The sequence below is a fragment of the Arthrobacter sp. Y3221114 genome (assembly GCF_059092625.1).
In genome coordinates, this window is record NZ_JBNHHW010000009.1 from 40,714 (window position 1) to 55,500 (window position 14,787).

Consider the following 14,787-nt stretch of genomic DNA (forward strand, 5'->3'; position numbering starts at 1 on the left):
TCGTAACGGTTTCCTCGCTCCGGTCAGCACTTGGCGCCGGGGCGGGACCTTTCACGTAGCTAATTAATCTTCGGTCTTGAACGGGAAGCCCAGCGCCTTCAGCAGCGCGCGGCCCTCGTCATCGGTCTTTGCAGTGGTCACTACGGTGATATCCATACCGCGCACGCGGTCGATCCTGTCCTGATCGATCTCGTGGAACATGGACTGTTCGGTCAGACCGAAGGTGTAGTTGCCGTTGCCGTCAAACTGCTTGCCGTTGAGGCCGCGGAAGTCGCGGATACGAGGCAGGGCCAGGGTGACCAGGCGGTCCACGAATTCCCACATGCGGTCGCCGCGCAGCGTCGCGTGGGCGCCGATCGGCATGCCTTCGCGCAGCTTGAACTGGGCGATGGACTTGCGGGCCTTGGTGACCTGCGGCTTCTGACCGGTGATCTGGGTCAGGTCGCGCACGGCGCCGTCGATGAGCTTGGAGTCCTTGGCGGCATCTCCGACACCCATGTTGACAACGACCTTGACCAGGCGGGGAACCTGGTTCACGTTCTCGTACTTGAACTCATCCCGCAGAGCCTGCTTGATCTCGCCGGCGTAGCGAGTCTTCAGACGGGGGACGATCTTGGTGACAGTCTCAGTCATTAGAGGTCCTTCCCGGAGGCCTTGGACACGCGGATACGCACAGTGCGCTCACGGCCATCACGCTCGACGGTTTCGGTGCGGTAGCCAACGCGGGTCGGCTTCTTGGTCTCGGGATCGACGATCGCCACGTTCGAGATGTGGATCGGGGCCTCGACGGTCTCGATGCCACCGGTCTTCGTGCCGCGTTCCGACTGCCCGGCCTTGGTGTGCTTGGTGACGCGGTTGACGCCTTCGACCAGCACACGGTTGGACTCCGTGAACACCTTCAGGACCTTGCCCTGCTTGCCGCGGTCGCCGCCGCGCTCAGCCTTGGCACCGGTGATGACCTGAACGAGGTCACCCTTCTTGATCTTGTACTTAGCCATGGACTACAGCACCTCCGGAGCCAACGAGATGATCTTCATGAACTTCTTGTCGCGAAGCTCACGGCCGACCGGGCCGAAGATACGGGTACCGCGGGGGTCTCCGTCGTTCTTGAGGATCACGGCTGCGTTCTCATCGAACTTGATGTAGGAACCGTCCGCACGGCGGCGTTCCTTCTTGGTGCGAACGATGACAGCCTTGACGATGTCACCCTTCTTGACGTTGCCGCCCGGAATTGCATCCTTGACGGTGGCAACAATGGTGTCGCCAATGCCTGCGTAGCGACGGCCGGATCCACCGAGAACGCGGATGGTCAAGATTTCCTTGGCACCCGTGTTGTCGGCGACCTTCAGTCGCGACTCCTGCTGAATCACTTATTACTCCTGTCGTCGCGCCGGTTCTCATTGCTGAGCCTTGCGGAACGGATATGGGTAGCCCGCACCGTAACTCCCCCTGACCACACGCGTGTGCGGTCCGAAGGCGGTTGCGGGAATTTGCCTATTCTGTCCATGCGGAAGGATGGATGGTCTTTCCAAACGGCACAGGCAAGATTACTAGTTTATGACCAAGACACCCCGGACGTGAAATCACGGCCAGGGGCTTGTACTTTTCAAAGGGTCTGCGGCCGAAACCACAGTCCTTCCAAACCCTTCCGGCTGCTCCGGCGGACCGGGATCCAGTTCGTGCCGGAAGGGAAACTTAAGGGTGCGGGGCCCGCCCGCTCGGCAGGCGGGCCCCGCACGCAGGACGTAAGTCCTACTTGGCCTTTTCGATGATCTCGACCAGGCGCCACCGCTTGGTGGCGGACAGCGGCCGGGTCTCGGCGATCAGAACCAGGTCGCCGATGCCGGCGGCGTTCTGCTCGTCGTGGGCCTTGCGCTTCTCGGTCCGGCGGATCACCTTGCCGTACAGCGCGTGCTTCACGCGGTCCTCAACCTCGACCACGATGGTCTTTTCCATCTTGTCCGAGACGACGTAGCCGCGGGCGGTCTTACGGTAACCGCGAGCCTGAGTGGCTTCTTCCACAGTTGCATCCTTGTTCGTGTTTTCGCTCACTTGGCCTCATCCTCCGAAGCGGGGGTTTCGGTCTCGGCGGTTTCGGCTTCGGCGGCCTTTTCGGACTTCTTAGCCTTCTTGGCCTTCTTTTCCTCGACCGGAGCTTCCGCAGAAGCCTCGACCTCGGGACGAATGCCCAGCTCGCGCTCACGCAGCACGGTGTAGATGCGCGCGATGTCCCGCTTCACGGCCTTCAGGCGGCCGTGGTTTTCCAGCTGACCGGTGGCGGACTGGAAACGGAGGTTGAACAGCTCCTCCTTGGCCTTGCGCAGCTCCTCTGCGAGACGGTCCTTATCGAAAGTCTCGAGCTGATCGGTTGCCAGTTCCTTTGAACCAACTGCCATTTCTATTCACCACCTTCGCGACGCACAATGCGTGCCTTCAACGGCAGCTTGTGGATCGCCAGGCGCAGGGCCTCGCGAGCTACCTCTTCATTGACACCGGACAGTTCGAACAGAACCCGTCCCGGCTTGACGTTTGCGACCCACCATTCCGGCGAACCCTTACCGGAACCCATGCGGGTTTCGGCCGGCTTCTTGGTCAGCGGGCGGTCCGGATAAATGTTGATCCAGACCTTGCCGCCACGCTTGATGTGGCGGGTCATCGCAATACGGGCCGCTTCGATCTGGCGGTTGGTGACGTATGCCGGCGTCAGAGCCTGGATACCCCACTCGCCGAAGCTGACCTCGGTGCCGCCGGAAGCAGCGCCGGAACGACCCGGGTGGTGCTGCTTACGGAACTTAACTCGACGTGGGATAAGCATTTAAGCTTCTCCTCCTTCTGCTGCCGGCGCTGCTGCCTCAGCGGCAGGTGCCTCGGCCTTGGCTGCACCCTCGCCTGCGGCGGGAGCGGCAGCACGGTCATTACGACGACGGCGCTCGCCACCGGCGGGGCGGCCCGGACGGTCGCCACGACCACGCGAGGACGGAGCAGCAGCCTGCTGGGCCGCCAGTTCCTTCGCGGTCACGTCGCCCTTGTAGATCCAGACCTTGACGCCGATGCGGCCGAACGTGGTCTTGGCCTCGAAGAAGCCGTAGTCGATGTTCGCCCGCAGGGTGTGCAGGGGCACACGGCCTTCGCGGTAGAACTCCGAACGGCTCATTTCGGCGCCGCCGAGGCGACCGGAGCACTGGACACGGATGCCCTTGGCGCCGGCGCGGGTGGCGGACTGCATGGCCTTCTTCATGGCGCGGCGGAAGGCCACGCGGGAGGTCAGCTGCTCGGCGATGCCCTGGGCAACCAGCTGCGCTTCGATCTCCGGGTTCTTGACCTCGAGGATGTTCAGCTGCACCTGCTTGCCGGTGAGCTTCTCCAGCTCGCCGCGGATGCGGTCTGCTTCGGCGCCGCGGCGGCCGATAACGATGCCGGGGCGGGCTGTGTGGATGTCCACACGCACGCGGTCACGGGTACGCTCGATCTCAACCTTCGCGATGCCCGCGCGGTCCATGCCCGTGGACATCAGCTGGCGGATCTTCACGTCCTCGCGGACAAAGTCCTTGTAGCGCTGGCCGGCCTTGTTGCTGTCAGCGAACCAGTGGGAGACATGGTCGGTGGTGATACCGAGTCGGAATCCGTGCGGGTTTACTTTCTGTCCCACTTACTGGTCCTCCTCTTTCTCCGGGGTAGCGACAACAAGCGTGATGTGGCTGGTCCGCTTCTTGATGCGGTAGGCGCGCCCCTGGGCGCGCGGCTGGAACCGCTTCATGGTGGGGCCTTCATCTACGAATGCTTCGCTGATGTACAGGTCGCTCTCGTCAAAGGCGACGCCGTCACGGTCCGCGATAACGCGGGCGTTGGCGACTGCCGACGCGAGTACCTTGCTGACCGGCTCCGAAGCTGCCTGCGGGGCAAACTTCAGAATTGCCAGAGCCTCATTCGCCTGCTTGCCACGAACAAGGTTGACGACGCGCCGGGCCTTCATAGGCGTCACGCGAATATGGCGCGCAATAGCCTTGGCTTCCATTGCTTTCCTTCTCTCGTCTTCTGCCGTAAGAGCAGCGCCTAGCGGCGCTTGCCCTTGCGGTCGTCCTTCACATGGCCGCGGAAGGTCCGCGTCGGGGCGAATTCGCCGAGCTTGTGCCCGACCATCGACTCAGTGACAAACACCGGAATGTGCTTGCGTCCGTCGTGTACGGCGATCGTGTGTCCGAGCATGTCGGGCACGATCATCGAACGGCGGGACCACGTCTTGATGACGTTCTTGGTGCCCTTTTCGTTCTCTGCAGCTACCTTCACGAAGAGGTGCTGATCGACGAAGGGGCCTTTCTTCAGGCTGCGTGGCATGTTCCCAGGCTCCTATCGCTTGTTCTTGCCAGTACGACGGCGACGCACAATCAGGCGGTCGCTTTCCTTGTTCGGGCGGCGGGTGCGGCCCTCGGGCTTGCCGTTCGGGTTGACCGGGTGGCGGCCACCGGAGGTCTTGCCCTCGCCACCACCGTGCGGGTGGTCGATCGGGTTCATGGCCACACCGCGGACGGTCGGGCGGACGCCCTTCCAGCGCATGCGGCCGGCCTTGCCCCAGCTGATGTTGGACTGCTCGGCGTTGCCCACCTCGCCGATGGTTGCGCGGCAGCGCACATCGACGTTGCGGATTTCGCCGGAAGGCAGGCGGAGCTGGCCGTACTTGCCTTCCTTGGCCACCAACTGGACGGAGGCACCGGCGGAGCGGGCCATCTTGGCACCGCCGCCCGGACGCAGCTCCACAGCGTGGATGACCGTACCGACGGGGATGTTGCGCAGCGGCAGGTTGTTGCCCGGCTTGATGTCGGCGCTGGCGCCGGCCTCGACCGTGTCTCCCTGCTTCAGCTTGGCCGGAGCCAGGATGTAGCGCTTGGTGCCATCAACGTAGTGCAGCAGGGCGATCCGCGCGGTGCGGTTCGGGTCGTACTCGATGTGAGCGACCTTGGCGGGCACGCCGTCCTTGTCATGACGACGGAAGTCGATCAGACGGTACTGGCGCTTGTGTCCGCCGCCCTTGTGGCGGGTAGTGATCTTGCCGGAGTTGTTACGTCCACCTGACTTGGTCAGCGGGCGCAGCAACGACTTTTCCGGCGTCGATCGCGTGATTTCAGCGAAGTCGGCCACGCTCGAGCCGCGACGGCCCGGTGTAGTCGGCTTGTATTTACGGATTCCCATAGTTCAATTCCTCGTTAAAGTGGTCTCCGCTTAAGAAAGCGGACCGCCGAAGATGTCGATTGTGCCTTCCTTCAGGGTGACAATTGCGCGCTTGGTGTCCTTGCGCTGTCCCCATCCGAACTTGGTCCGCTTGCGCTTACCGGCACGGTTGATGGTGTTGATCGAGTCGACCTTGACGGAGAAAATCTTCTCCACGGCCAGCTTGATCTCGGTCTTGTTCGAGCGGGGGTCGACCAGGAAGGTGTACTTACCTTCGTCGATCAGGCCGTAGCTCTTCTCCGAAACGACGGGAGCAAGGATCACGTCGCGGGGATCTTTTGTGGTGGTCGCGCTCACTTGGCGTCCTCCTTGGCAGTTGCTTTAGCTGCGATGAACGCCTCGTAGGCGGCCTGGGTGAAGACCACGTCGTCGGAAACCAGCACGTCGTAGGTGTTCAGCTGATCCACGTAAATGGTGTGAACAGCCTCGATGTTGCGCAGGCTCAGGGCCGCCACATCGTTGGCGCGCTCGATGACTACGAGCAGGTTCTTGCGATCGGTGATGGCGCGCAGGGCATCGGTAGCGGCCTTGGTGGACGGCTTGTCGCCGGCAACCAGTGCCTCCACGACGTGGATGCGGCCGTTGCGTGCCCGGTCGGAGAGGGCGCCGCGCAGGGCAGCGGCCTTCATCTTCTTGGGGGTGCGCTGGCTGTAGTCGCGCGGGGTCGGGCCGTGCACGACGCCGCCGCCGGTCATGTGCGGGGCGCGGATCGAACCCTGGCGGGCGCGGCCGGTGCCCTTCTGCTTGAACGGCTTGCGGCCGGCACCGGAAACCTCGGCGCGGGTCTTGGTCTTGTGGGTTCCCTGCCGGGCAGCAGCGAGCTGTGCGACGACGACCTGGTGCAGCAGCGGCACGTTGGTCTGGACGTCGAAGATCTCTGCAGGCAGGTCAACCTTGATCGTGTTAGCCATTGAACTAGGCTCCCTTCACAGCGGAACGGACGAGAACGACCGAGCCGCGGGCACCGGGAACGGCACCCTTGATCAAGAGCAGCGAGTTCTCAGTGTCCACAGCGTGAACGGTCAGGTTCAGCGTGGTCTGGCGGACGGCACCCATGCGGCCGGACATGCGCATGCCCTTGAAAACGCGGCCCGGAGTGGACGCGCCACCAATGGAACCGGGCTTGCGGTGGTTCTTGTGCGCGCCGTGCGAGGCACCCACACCGGCGAAGCCGTGACGCTTCATGACACCGGCGAAGCCCTTGCCCTTGGTGGTTCCGACGACGTCGACCTTCTGGCCGGTCTCGAACAGTTCCACGGAGAGTTCCTGGCCCAGCTCGTAGGAGCCGGCATCGGCGGTGCGCAGCTCAACCACGTGGCGGCGCGGGGTAACCCCGGCCTTCTCGAAGTGGCCGGCCAGCGGCTTGGTCACCTTGCGCGGGTCGATCTGGCCGTAGCCGATCTGGACGGCGGTGTAGCCGTCGACGTCCGCAGAGCGCAGCTGGGTGATGACGTTGGAGTCGGCCTTGACGACGGTGACCGGGATGAGCCGGTTGTTCTCGTCCCAGACCTGGGTCATGCCGAGCTTGGTGCCCAGCAGTCCCTTTACTTGGCGTGTAGTGGTAGACAAATTACTCACTCCCCTACAGCTTGATTTCGATGTTCACGTCCGCCGGCAGGTCGAGCCGCATCAGCGAATCGACGGCCTTGGGCGTGGGATCGATAATGTCGATCAGCCGCTTGTGGGTGCGCATTTCAAAGTGCTCCCGGCTGTCCTTGTACTTGTGCGGCGACCGGATAACGCAGTACACGTTCTTCTCGGTGGGCAGCGGCACGGGGCCCACTACCGTTGCGCCTGCACGCGTGACCGTCTCGACGATCTTCCGTGCTGAAACATCAATGACCTCATGGTCATATGACTTCAGACGGATGCGGATTTTCTGTCCCGCCATGGCGTCTCCGCTCTCTTTCTCAGTGCTGCTCTGTTGACTTTCTCCTGATGCGCCCCGATGGCTGGATCGCTCCTGGCCTGGCGCTCCTCCGGCAGACTGAATCCGGATGAATCCGGGTTCCTCACCCTGCTGAGGCTCCGACCCCCGCGGTCGGGCGTGTCGCGAACATTCTGCGCACTCCGCCCGCTCAAAATGGAGGGTGGGTTATATTTGGGCTTTGAAATCTGTGGAGCCTGACCCTGCCCCGGGCATTATCCCGGGCGGGACCCAGCTTCGCACGAAGACATGCAAAAGCGCTTGAACAACTCATCTAGTGTGGCAGACTTTGGCCCTGATTGCGAATCGGCCCCCGGCCCCGTGCCTTCGGACCCAAGGATCAACCAGGGAGCCGCGGCCCTGCCGCGGGCGCCGCACCCCGCCGACGGGCGGCAGGTTCCCGCCGCCGTCGTCGGCAGCTGCACCCCTCCGTCGGCAGCTGCTCCCCGCCGTCGGGCTTCCATCCGGACGCGCGGCGGCTGCGCCGCTATGGCGCGGACCTGCCGGCAGTGCGATGCTGGTGCCAGCCCGCTCCAGCGGGCCCCGCAATGCGGGAGGACCAGGTTTTATGGAGGACGACAGCGAATGGCAATGGACAGCGGGCGCCTGGCGGCATTGATCCCGTCCGACTTTACCCTGGGCGTGGCGACGGCGGCGTTCCAGATCGAAGGCGCCGTGGCCGAAGACGGCCGCGGGCCGTCCGGCTGGGACGCGTTCTCGCATGAGCCCGGGCGGATAGCCGGCGGCGCGACGGCGGATGCTGCCTGCGACCACTACCACCGGATGCCGGAGGACGTCGGGCTGATGGCGGAGCTCGGCGTGGACTCGTACCGGTTCTCGCTGTCCTGGCCGCGGATCCAGCCCGGCGGACAGGGGCCAGTCAACCAGCAGGGCATCGATTTCTACGACCGCCTGCTGGATGAACTGCTGGCGCGGGGCATCTCACCGATGTGCACGCTTTACCACTGGGACACCCCGCTGCCGCTGGAGCATGCGGGTGGCTGGCTGAACCGGGATACGGCCTACCGGCTGGCCGACTTCGCGGCCATCGCGGCGGACAAGTTCGGCGACCGGGTGGACCGCTGGGTGACGATCAACGAGCCGACCACCGTCACCCTCAACGGCTACGGCCTCGGAGTCCATGCGCCCGGCCAGGCCGGGCTGTTCGACGCCCTGCCCGCCGCGCACCATCTCATCCTCGCGCACGGGCTCAGCCTCTCGGCCCTGCGGGCCGGCGGGATCGCGGGCGAGGCCGGCATCACCAACGTCTACTCCCCCGTGGTCGGCGCCAAGGAAGGCCTGGCCCACGACGTGCTCGTGGAACTGTTCGATGTGCTGCACAACGGCATGTTTTCGGACCCCGTCCTGCTGGGCCGCTACCCGACTTTTAACCCGGTGCTCAAACCCGCGCTCCAGTACCTGCGCGAGATTCCGGACGAAGACCTGGCGGTAATGAGCCAGCCGCTGGATTTCTACGGGCTGAACTACTACTTCCCCACCAGGATAGGCATCGGACCGGGGCCGCTGACCGGTCCGGAGGCAATCCCCGAGGGCCTGCCCGAGTTGCTCTGGGAGCAGGGCGGCGACCTGCCGTTCCATCTGGCCGCGTGGCCGGGTTATGAACGGACAGAATTCGGCTGGCCCGTGGCACCCGACTACCTGCAGGTTGCCTTGGCCCAAATGGCGGAGCGCTACCCCAACCTGCCGCCGGTCTACATCACCGAGGGCGGCGCCAGCTTCAAGGATGTGGTGGTCCGCGATGCGCTGACCAAGGAGCCGTCCGTTGCCGACGTGCGGCGGATCGACTACCTGGCCACGCATCTGGAGGCCGCGCTCACCGCGACGGCACCGGACGGGCCCGCGGCCGGCATCGACCTGCGCGGCTACTTCGTCTGGACCCTGATGGACAACTTCGAATGGGCGGCAGGGTACAGCCAGCGCTTCGGCCTCGTGTACGTGGACTTCGCCACCCAGCAGCGGATCCGCAAGGCCTCCTTCCACTGGCTGAAGGATGTGGCAGCGCGGCGTCGTCGTGCCGGCGCAGGCACGGCGTCCGGGCAATCTGCGACGGCGGTGGCCGCACCGAGTCAGGCCTGACGTCCCGCCGGTGCCTTCGATACCGCAGGCGTCTTGGGCTACCGCCCGCCGTTGGCGCGCCGGATCCGGCGGGCACGGTCGAGTTCATGCCGGAAGTACCGCCTGCCCCAGGACACCGCTCCGACCACCGCGGCGACCAGGCCCAGGACGATCCACACGATAAGCCATTCCATGGTTCCGATCCTACTGGTTGCCGGTCAAAATTCGTGGTCGTCCCCCAATCCCCGGGACCGCGGCCACGACTATTCTGGGAGTGTCCACCGCAGACGCTCCCAGAAAGCCGGACAACCATGCTCAGCACCCACACCATGACGACGGTCCTGCCCGTGAAGGACATGGACCGGGCGCGCGCGTTCTACCAAAATTCCCTCGGCTTGCAGCCTGCCGGCCCGCTCGGAGAGGACTCGTTCCTGTTCTCCAGCGACGGCTCCACCGCGGTAGAACTCATCGTCCGACCGGACGCGGACACGTCGGACCACACCTCGATCAGCTTCGAGGTTGCCGACTTGGAGACCGAGATGTCCGAACTGGCCAGCCGCGGCGTCGACTTCGCGGACTACGACCTGCCGGGCCTCAAAACCGTCAACCACATCGCTGTCACCGGCCACCAGCGCTGCGCCTGGTTCCCGGACTCGGAGGGCAACATCCTCTGCCTGCACCAAAACATCTGAACCCGGCCCGAACAGGGCGGCCGGCGCGTCCCGGCCACCCTCACCGGAGGTACACCACCGCGGTTGACGGGGCCCTCCGCTTCGCCCTCGGCCCGCAAAGTTAAAAGAGAGAACCCCCGCCGTCCTGGGACGGCGGGGGTTCTCTTGCCTCCGACCGGAAATCTCCGGTCAGCAGATCACAGAGTTACTTGGTGATCTTGGTGACGCGGCCCGAACCAACGGTGCGGCCGCCTTCACGGATAGCGAAGCCGAGGCCCTCTTCCATGGCGATCGGCTGGATGAGCTCAACGGTCATCTCAGTGTTGTCGCCCGGCATGACCATTTCGGTGCCTTCCGGCAGGGTGATAACGCCGGTCACGTCGGTGGTGCGGAAGTAGAACTGCGGACGGTAGTTCGAGTAGAACGGGTTGTGGCGGCCGCCTTCATCCTTGGACAGGATGTAGACGTTGGCCTCGAAGTCGGTGTGCGGGGTGATCGAACCCGGCTTCACAATAACCTGGCCGCGCTCCACATCTTCGCGCTTGATACCGCGCAGCAGCAGGCCACAGTTCTCGCCTGCCCATGCTTCGTCGAGCTGCTTGTGGAACATCTCGATACCGGTAACGGTGGTCTTCTGCACCGGACGGATGCCGACGATCTCGACCTCGGAGTTGATGGCGAGGGTACCGCGCTCGGCGCGGCCGGTCACCACGGTGCCGCGGCCGGTGATGGTGAAGACGTCTTCAACCGGCATCAGGAACGGCTTGTCCTTGTCGCGGACCGGGTCCGGGATGTACTCATCAACGGCGTCCATCAGGTCCTCGACGGACTTAACCCACTGGGCGTCGCCTTCCAGGGCCTTCAGGCCGGAAGTGCGGATGACCGGTGCGTTGTCGCCGTCGAACTCCTGCGAGCTGAGCAGCTCACGGACTTCCATTTCGACCAGGTCGAGCAGTTCCTCGTCCTCAACCATGTCCGACTTGTTCAGGGCCACCAGCAGCGTCGGAACGCCAACCTGGCGGGCCAGCAGAACGTGCTCGCGGGTCTGGGCCATCGGGCCGTCAGTCGCGGCAACCACCAGGATTGCGCCGTCCATCTGGGCGGCACCGGTGATCATGTTCTTGATGTAGTCAGCGTGGCCGGGGGCGTCCACGTGTGCGTAGTGGCGCTTCTCGGTCTGGTACTCGACGTGCGAGATGTTGATGGTGATACCGCGCTGGCGCTCTTCCGGGGCAGAGTCGATAGCTGCGAAGTCACGCTGCTCGTTGAGATCGGGGTACTTGTCAGCAAGCACCTTGGAAATGGCAGCGGTCAACGTGGTCTTACCGTGGTCAACGTGACCGATGGTGCCAATGTTGACGTGCGGCTTAGTCCGCTCGAACTTTGCCTTCGCCACGGGTTCCTCCTAGAACGTGTTGAGAAGATTTGCTCTTCGGACGCGATTGTCACGGCCGAAACTTGAACAAGTCTACTTCGGGCTTTTGTGTTTGGTGAAATTACTGGTTCCGTCAGGTACCGGCAAAAACTTGCGCGGTTCCGTCAGTGGGTTGTGCGGGCTGCCGGCTGCGTGAGCCGACCGGCCGCCCGCACGGGGTGCCGGGTCCCTACGGATAAGGACCCGCCACCATTGGTTTTACTCGCCGCGCGTCTTCTGGATGATCTCGTCGGCAACAGCCTTCGGGACCTCAGAGTAGCTTTCGAACTGCATCGAGTACACCGCGCGGCCCTGCGTCTTGGAACGCAGGTCGCCGATGTAGCCGAACATCTCGGAAAGCGGAACGTTAGCGCGCACAACCTTCACGCCGCTAGCGTCCTCCATGGACTGGATCTGTCCACGGCGGGAGTTCAGGTCGCCGATGACGTCGCCCATGTATTCCTCGGGGGTACGTACTTCGACGGCCATCAGCGGCTCGAGCAGGACCGGGTTGGCGCGGCGTGCGCCTTCCTTGAAGACCTGGGAACCAGCGATCTTGAAGGCCATTTCCGAAGAGTCGACGTCGTGGTATGCGCCGTCGAGCAGGATGGCCTTGACGCCGACCAGCGGGTAGCCGGCCAGGATGCCGAGCTGCATGGCATCCTGGATGCCAGCGTCGACCGAGGGGATGTATTCGCGCGGAATACGGCCGCCGGTGACCTTGTTCTCGAACTCGTAGAAGGTGCCGTCGGTGGTGTCCAGCGGCTCGAAGGAAACCTGGACCTTCGCGAACTGGCCGGATCCACCCGTCTGCTTCTTGTGGGTGAAGTCGACCTTCTCGACAGCCTTCTTGATGGTTTCACGGTAGGCCACCTGGGGCTTGCCCACGTTGGCCTCGACCTTGAACTCGCGGCGCATGCGGTCCACCAGGATGTCCAGGTGCAGCTCGCCCATGCCGCCGATTTCGGTCTGGCCGGTCTCTTCGTTCAGCGAAACGGTGAACGTCGGGTCCTCAGCGGAGAGCTTCTGGATAGCGGTGGAAAGCTTCTCCTGGTCGCCCTTGGTCTTCGGCTCGATGGCCACGAAGATCACCGGCTCCGGGAAGGACATCGACTCGAGGACGATCGGGGCGTCGACGGCGCACAGGGTGTCGCCGGTGGTGGTGTCCTTCAGGCCGATCACCGCGTAGATGTGGCCTGCGTGCACCTCATCCACCGGGTTCTCCTTGTTGGCGTGCATCTGGAACAGCTTGCCGATGCGCTCCTTCTTGCCCTTGGTGGAGTTCAGCAGCTGGGTTCCGGAGGTGGCCTTGCCCGAGTACACCCGGATGAAGGTCAGTTGGCCGAAGAACGGGTGCGCCGCAACCTTGAACGCCAGGGCCGAGAACGGCTCGTCCTCGTTCGGCTTGCGGGTCAGCTCGATTTCCTCGTTCTTGGGGTCGTGCCCGATCATCGACGGAACGTCGACCGGGGACGGCAGGTAATCGATGACGGCGTCCAGCATCGGCTGCACCCCGCGGTTCTTGAAGGCAGAACCACAGAAGACCGGGTAGATCTCCGAGTTGACGACCATCTTGCGGATGCCGGCCTTCAGCTCGTCGATGGAGATCTCTTCGCCTTCGAGGTACTTCTCCATGAGTTCCTCGGATGCCTCGGCAACGGCTTCCACCAGCTGCGCGCGGTATTCCTCGGCCTTGGCCTGCAGATCCTCGGGGATCTCCCGGGTCTCGTAGGCAGCACCCATGGAAACGTCGCCCTTGGCGTCACCCTCCCAGACCATGGCCTTCATGGTCAGCAGGTCGACGACGCCGATGAAGTCGTTCTCGGAACCGATCGGCAGCTGCATGACCAGCGGCTTGGCGCCGAGGCGCTTGATGATGGTGTCCACCGTGAAGTAGAAGTCGGCGCCCAGCTTGTCCATCTTGTTGACGAAGCAGATGCGGGGAACCTCGTACTTGTCGGCCTGGCGCCACACAGTCTCGGACTGCGGCTCCACGCCTTCCTTGCCGTCGAAGACAGCGACAGCACCGTCGAGGACGCGCAGCGAACGCTCAACCTCCACCGTGAAGTCCACGTGGCCCGGGGTGTCGATGATGTTGATCTGGTTCTGGTTCCAGAAGCAGGTCACCGCGGCGGAGGTGATGGTGATGCCGCGTTCCTTTTCTTGTTCCATCCAGTCGGTCGTCGACGCACCGTCGTGAGTTTCGCCGAGCTTGTGGTTCACACCCGTGTAGAACAGGATGCGTTCCGTAGTGGTGGTCTTGCCGGCATCGATGTGGGCCATGATGCCGATATTGCGGACCTTCGTGAGGTCGGTTAGCACGTCCAGTGCCACAATGTCTCCCTTTGTAGGTGAGGGGTACGACGACGGCGGTTAGCGCCGTCGTCGTACCTGCTCTTTACCAGCGGTAGTGGGCGAAGGCCTTGTTGGACTCGGCCATCTTGTGGGTGTCTTCGCGACGCTTCACAGCGGCACCGAGACCGTTCGACGCATCCAGAATCTCGTTCATGAGACGCTCGGTCATCGTCTTCTCGCGGCGGGCCTTCGAGTAGCCGACCAGCCAGCGCAGGGCCAGGGCCGTGGCACGGCCCGGCTTGACCTCAACCGGAACCTGGTAGGTGGCGCCGCCGACGCGGCGGGAGCGGACCTCCAGGGTCGGGCGGACGTTGTCCATGGCCTTCTTCAGGGCGGCAACGGGATCGCCGCCGGACTTGGCCTTCACACCGTCGAGGGCACCGTAAACGATGCGCTCTGCGGTGGACTTCTTGCCGTCAACAAGAACCTTGTTGATCAGCTGGGTCACCAACGGGGAACCGTGGACGGGATCTACAACTAGCGGCCGCTTGGGGGCCGGACCCTTGCGAGGCATATTACTTCTTCTCCATCTTCGCGCCGTAGCGGCTGCGAGCCTGCTTGCGGTTCTTGACACCCTGGGTGTCGAGGGCGCCGCGGACGATCTTGTAGCGGACACCGGGCAGGTCCTTCACACGGCCGCCGCGCACCAGCACGATGGAGTGTTCCTGCAGGTTGTGGCCCACACCGGGGATGTAGGCAGTCACTTCGATGCCGCCGGCGAGCTTGACGCGGGCTACCTTGCGGAGCGCAGAGTTCGGCTTCTTCGGGGTGGTGGTGTAAACGCGGGTGCAAACGCCGCGCTTCATCGGGCTGCCCTTGAGGGCAGGCGCCTTGGTCTTATTGACCTTGGGTGAGCGGCCCTTGCGGACCAGCTGGTTAATCGTAGGCACTTTCGTGTTCTCCGTTTTTCTCGGGCTTTGCCCCGCCTCACTTGCAGGGCCAGGCACTGTCGGTCGTCTTCGCACCCGCTGCCGAATTGAAGCGACCGTAGGCGTGCAAAAGTGTGGCATTCTCCGCGCAAGAACCCCGCGGACCGGAAACAGGCCCCGTCCCGGTTTTATACGGAACGGCCTTCATCCACTGCCACACAAAAACAATCGAAGAAAAGTCTATCAGAG

21 protein-coding genes are annotated in these 14,787 nt (G+C 63.7%); 2 read left to right on the forward strand and 19 right to left on the reverse strand.

All coding sequences use genetic code 11. The annotated features are described in order from the left end of the window. Positions 1-63: 63 nt before the first annotated feature. The 14 genes from rplE to rpsJ form a co-directional block, all read right to left on the reverse strand. Entirely contained in the window at positions 64-633 is a 570-nt protein-coding gene (gene rplE, locus AC5RV3_RS16670; RefSeq protein ID WP_494113037.1) for a 50S ribosomal protein L5, read from the reverse strand. Further along, positions 633-998, reverse strand: a complete 366-nt coding sequence (rplX, locus tag AC5RV3_RS16675) for a 50S ribosomal protein L24 (RefSeq protein WP_493979212.1) — start codon at positions 996-998, stop codon at positions 633-635. The genes rplE and rplX overlap by 1 nt, the downstream gene beginning before the upstream one ends. 3 nt (positions 999-1,001) lie before the next feature. Then, entirely contained in the window at positions 1,002-1,370 is a 369-nt protein-coding gene (gene rplN, locus AC5RV3_RS16680) for a 50S ribosomal protein L14 (protein WP_127511069.1), read from the reverse strand. 382 nt (positions 1,371-1,752) lie between these two features. Beyond that, on the reverse strand, positions 1,753-2,052 hold the full coding sequence (gene rpsQ, locus AC5RV3_RS16685; RefSeq protein ID WP_493989349.1) for a 30S ribosomal protein S17: 300 nt from the start codon (positions 2,050-2,052) through the stop codon (positions 1,753-1,755). Then, the gene (rpmC, locus tag AC5RV3_RS16690) at positions 2,049-2,396 is read right to left on the reverse strand and encodes a 50S ribosomal protein L29 (RefSeq protein WP_493989350.1); all 348 of its coding nucleotides are present in this window, start codon (positions 2,394-2,396) and stop codon (positions 2,049-2,051) included. The genes rpsQ and rpmC overlap by 4 nt, the downstream gene beginning before the upstream one ends. Before the next feature lie 2 nt (positions 2,397-2,398). Continuing rightward, positions 2,399-2,815 (reverse strand): 50S ribosomal protein L16, encoded by a 417-nt coding sequence (gene rplP, locus AC5RV3_RS16695; RefSeq protein WP_493979215.1) that lies wholly within the window; start codon positions 2,813-2,815, stop codon positions 2,399-2,401. Beyond that, positions 2,816-3,649 (reverse strand): 30S ribosomal protein S3, encoded by an 834-nt coding sequence (rpsC, locus tag AC5RV3_RS16700; RefSeq protein WP_494000477.1) that lies wholly within the window; start codon positions 3,647-3,649, stop codon positions 2,816-2,818. Then, complete coding sequence (gene rplV, locus AC5RV3_RS16705; protein WP_136784918.1) at positions 3,650-4,015, reverse strand: 50S ribosomal protein L22; 366 nt, start codon at positions 4,013-4,015, stop codon at positions 3,650-3,652. 38 nt (positions 4,016-4,053) lie between these two features. Next, entirely contained in the window at positions 4,054-4,335 is a 282-nt protein-coding gene (gene rpsS, locus AC5RV3_RS16710; protein WP_074701289.1) for a 30S ribosomal protein S19, read from the reverse strand. A gap of 12 nt (positions 4,336-4,347) precedes the next feature. Beyond that, the gene (gene rplB / locus AC5RV3_RS16715; protein ID WP_493979217.1) at positions 4,348-5,187 is read right to left on the reverse strand and encodes a 50S ribosomal protein L2; all 840 of its coding nucleotides are present in this window, start codon (positions 5,185-5,187) and stop codon (positions 4,348-4,350) included. Between the two features lie 30 nt (positions 5,188-5,217). After that, positions 5,218-5,523 (reverse strand): 50S ribosomal protein L23, encoded by a 306-nt coding sequence (gene rplW / locus AC5RV3_RS16720; RefSeq protein ID WP_493941555.1) that lies wholly within the window; start codon positions 5,521-5,523, stop codon positions 5,218-5,220. Next, complete coding sequence (gene rplD / locus AC5RV3_RS16725; protein ID WP_493979218.1) at positions 5,520-6,137, reverse strand: 50S ribosomal protein L4; 618 nt, start codon at positions 6,135-6,137, stop codon at positions 5,520-5,522. The genes rplW and rplD overlap by 4 nt, the downstream gene beginning before the upstream one ends. Before the next feature lie 4 nt (positions 6,138-6,141). Then, positions 6,142-6,795: a 50S ribosomal protein L3 gene (gene rplC / locus AC5RV3_RS16730; RefSeq protein ID WP_493979219.1), complete on the reverse strand. Its 654-nt coding sequence runs from the start codon at positions 6,793-6,795 to the stop codon at positions 6,142-6,144. Between the two features lie 13 nt (positions 6,796-6,808). Next, positions 6,809-7,117 carry a 30S ribosomal protein S10 gene (gene rpsJ, locus AC5RV3_RS16735; protein WP_003803825.1) on the reverse strand — a complete coding sequence of 103 codons (309 nt, stop codon included), beginning with the start codon at positions 7,115-7,117 and terminating at the stop codon, positions 6,809-6,811. A gap of 621 nt (positions 7,118-7,738) precedes the next feature. Between rpsJ and AC5RV3_RS16740 the strand changes: the two genes are divergently transcribed. Continuing rightward, on the forward strand, positions 7,739-9,250 hold the full coding sequence (locus tag AC5RV3_RS16740) for a GH1 family beta-glucosidase (protein WP_494123061.1): 1,512 nt from the start codon (positions 7,739-7,741) through the stop codon (positions 9,248-9,250). A gap of 38 nt (positions 9,251-9,288) precedes the next feature. Here AC5RV3_RS16740 and AC5RV3_RS16745 read toward each other — a convergent pair whose 3' ends face one another. Further along, positions 9,289-9,423: a hypothetical protein gene (locus AC5RV3_RS16745; RefSeq protein ID WP_493989355.1), complete on the reverse strand. Its 135-nt coding sequence runs from the start codon at positions 9,421-9,423 to the stop codon at positions 9,289-9,291. 117 nt (positions 9,424-9,540) lie between these two features. On the opposite strand from AC5RV3_RS16745, the gene AC5RV3_RS16750 reads away from it, so the two are divergent. Then, entirely contained in the window at positions 9,541-9,921 is a 381-nt protein-coding gene (locus AC5RV3_RS16750) for a VOC family protein (RefSeq protein WP_494123062.1), read from the forward strand. A gap of 184 nt (positions 9,922-10,105) precedes the next feature. On the opposite strand, the gene tuf is transcribed toward AC5RV3_RS16750, so the two are convergent. The 4 genes from tuf to rpsL form a co-directional block, all read right to left on the reverse strand. Next, on the reverse strand, positions 10,106-11,296 hold the full coding sequence (tuf, locus tag AC5RV3_RS16755) for an elongation factor Tu (RefSeq protein ID WP_493940539.1): 1,191 nt from the start codon (positions 11,294-11,296) through the stop codon (positions 10,106-10,108). Positions 11,297-11,533: 237 nt separating this feature from the next. Next, the gene (fusA, locus tag AC5RV3_RS16760) at positions 11,534-13,648 is read right to left on the reverse strand and encodes an elongation factor G (RefSeq protein WP_494113033.1); all 2,115 of its coding nucleotides are present in this window, start codon (positions 13,646-13,648) and stop codon (positions 11,534-11,536) included. 64 nt (positions 13,649-13,712) lie between these two features. Then, on the reverse strand, positions 13,713-14,183 hold the full coding sequence (gene rpsG, locus AC5RV3_RS16765; RefSeq protein ID WP_127511056.1) for a 30S ribosomal protein S7: 471 nt from the start codon (positions 14,181-14,183) through the stop codon (positions 13,713-13,715). Position 14,184: 1 nt separating this feature from the next. After that, on the reverse strand, positions 14,185-14,559 hold the full coding sequence (gene rpsL / locus AC5RV3_RS16770) for a 30S ribosomal protein S12 (RefSeq protein WP_127511055.1): 375 nt from the start codon (positions 14,557-14,559) through the stop codon (positions 14,185-14,187). Positions 14,560-14,787: the final 228 nt, after the last annotated feature.

Coding starts and splice junctions, on each gene's coding strand:
- rplE (WP_494113037.1), bottom strand. CDS start 633: ATGACTGAGACTGTCACCAAGATCGTCCCCCGTCTGAAGACTCGCTAC.
- rplX (WP_493979212.1), bottom strand. CDS start 998: ATGGCTAAGTACAAGATCAAGAAGGGTGACCTCGTTCAGGTCATCACC.
- rpmC (WP_493989350.1), bottom strand. CDS start 2,396: ATGGCAGTTGGTTCAAAGGAACTGGCAACCGATCAGCTCGAGACTTTC.
- rplP (WP_493979215.1), bottom strand. CDS start 2,815: ATGCTTATCCCACGTCGAGTTAAGTTCCGTAAGCAGCACCACCCGGGT.
- rplV (WP_136784918.1), bottom strand. CDS start 4,015: ATGGAAGCCAAGGCTATTGCGCGCCATATTCGCGTGACGCCTATGAAG.
- rpsS (WP_074701289.1), bottom strand. CDS start 4,335: ATGCCACGCAGCCTGAAGAAAGGCCCCTTCGTCGATCAGCACCTCTTC.
- rplB (WP_493979217.1), bottom strand. CDS start 5,187: ATGGGAATCCGTAAATACAAGCCGACTACACCGGGCCGTCGCGGCTCG.
- rplD (WP_493979218.1), bottom strand. CDS start 6,137: ATGGCTAACACGATCAAGGTTGACCTGCCTGCAGAGATCTTCGACGTC.
- rpsJ (WP_003803825.1), bottom strand. CDS start 7,117: ATGGCGGGACAGAAAATCCGCATCCGTCTGAAGTCATATGACCATGAG.
- AC5RV3_RS16740 (WP_494123061.1), top strand. CDS start 7,739: ATGGCAATGGACAGCGGGCGCCTGGCGGCATTGATCCCGTCCGACTTT.
- AC5RV3_RS16745 (WP_493989355.1), bottom strand. CDS start 9,423: ATGGAATGGCTTATCGTGTGGATCGTCCTGGGCCTGGTCGCCGCGGTG.
- AC5RV3_RS16750 (WP_494123062.1), top strand. CDS start 9,541: ATGCTCAGCACCCACACCATGACGACGGTCCTGCCCGTGAAGGACATG.
- rpsG (WP_127511056.1), bottom strand. CDS start 14,183: ATGCCTCGCAAGGGTCCGGCCCCCAAGCGGCCGCTAGTTGTAGATCCC.